Annotated in this window: 1 protein-coding gene; it reads right to left on the bottom strand. The window is 75.0% G+C overall.

Features of this window, described 5'->3' with window-relative positions:
* Window positions 1-367: 367 nt before the first annotated feature.
* Window positions 368-1,177 (bottom strand): TetR/AcrR family transcriptional regulator, encoded by an 810-nt coding sequence (locus ACFWR9_RS20945; protein ID WP_383844260.1) that lies wholly within the window; start codon window positions 1,175-1,177, stop codon window positions 368-370.
* Window positions 1,178-1,544: the final 367 nt, after the last annotated feature.

Consider the following 1,544-nt stretch of genomic DNA (forward strand, 5'->3'; position numbering starts at 1 on the left):
CGACAGTGGGGCACCTGCCCGGCGGGCCCTGGCCGGGCAGCTGTGGTGTGTCGGGGGGCCGGGTTACACGGGCCCCGCCGTCGCCGTCACCGAGTGACCCGCCCCGCCCGTCAACGCTCATCGCGGAAAGCCCCCGCCGCCTGCCCAGCCAGTCCGAACACGGCGTCAGAGTGCCAGATTGGCTTTTGTCCAGGACCTCCCAGTGCCGATCACCACTCGTCCGTGGGGACTTGCCGTACGGCGGTCATGACGCTCAGCCGTTCGGGGAAGGAAATGTCCCCCGGAGGCCCGCTCCGGAGGCCCGCTCCGGAGGCCCCCCGAGGTAGTGCCCCGGAGACGGCGCCCCCGCCCCGACGGCCACGGTGGTTCAGGCCGGACGCGACCGCAGTCCCTCCAGCAGGATGTCCAGCAGCCGCGCCGAGGCCGCCGCCTGCTGCGCCGGGTCCGGCAGCGAGGGTGCCGCGGTGGCTATCACCAGCAGCACGTCCGACACCGAGACGCCCGGCCGCAGTTCGCCCGCCGCCCGCGCCCGCTCCACGAGCCGGCCCACGACCTCCAGCAGCGCCGCCGCACCGTGATCGCCCTCCACGGACGCCTGGACGCCGGCCGGCGCACCGGCAGGACCGTGCTCCTCGGACACCAGCCGCAGCTCGCCCGAGCCCGGCTGTATCCGCTGCTGCGGCACCCGCGGCTCACCGGCCGGGACAGCGCCGTCACCGCCCTCACCGTCGTCGGCGGAGTCCGACACCCCGACCCGCAGCACCTGCGGCGGCAGCAGCCGCCCGGCGCCCGAGGCCACCGAAGTCCGAAGGAAGCGGGACAGCGCCGACCACGGTTCGTCCTCCTGCCCGAGCGCCGCCCGGGCCTGGTCGGTCAGCCGTGCCGTCTCCTCCTCGGCTATCCGCCGGACCAGCACGTCCTTGCTCGGAAAGCGCCGGTACACGGTGCCGACACCGACCCGCGCGCGCCGCGCCACGTCCTCCATCGGCGCGCCGTAACCCAGCTCGCCGAAGACCTCGCGGGCCGCGCGCAGGACGTGCTCCAGATTGCGCTGGGCGTCCACGCGCAACGGCGCGTTCCTTGCCGCGTCTCCGCGTGCGCCACCCGCCGCCGCACTCATCGCGCCACCGGGCGCGACAGCCGACGCGGACGACCAATGAGAGTCCTGAACATGCATAGACAATCCCCCGGTAATGACGTCTCCCCCCGGAGACTCTCCCCGCCATCGAAAGCCGGAGTGTGCGGAACTGGCCCCTTCCGCGGTCCGCCCGTCGCGGACCCGGTGAGCGCATCCCCCTGCACCCCGTCGGAAAGAACATAGTTGAGCGAGGGTCAATTCAGAAGGGGCACGTTCCGCACGGAGCGCCCCCCGATCGGAGCACGGATCGCATACGCCCCGAATGTGCCGCCCTCCACCCCCCCCCCCCCCCCCCCCCGCCCCCCCCCCGGCCCCCCCCCCCCCCGGCCCCCCCCCCCGCCCCCCCCCGCGGGGGCCCCCCCCCCCCCCCCAATAAACCCGCCACGCCCCCGGGAGATCCCCGGGG

This window comes from Streptomyces sp. NPDC058534 (assembly GCF_042717365.1).
Taxonomy (GTDB): domain Bacteria; phylum Actinomycetota; class Actinomycetes; order Streptomycetales; family Streptomycetaceae; genus Streptomyces.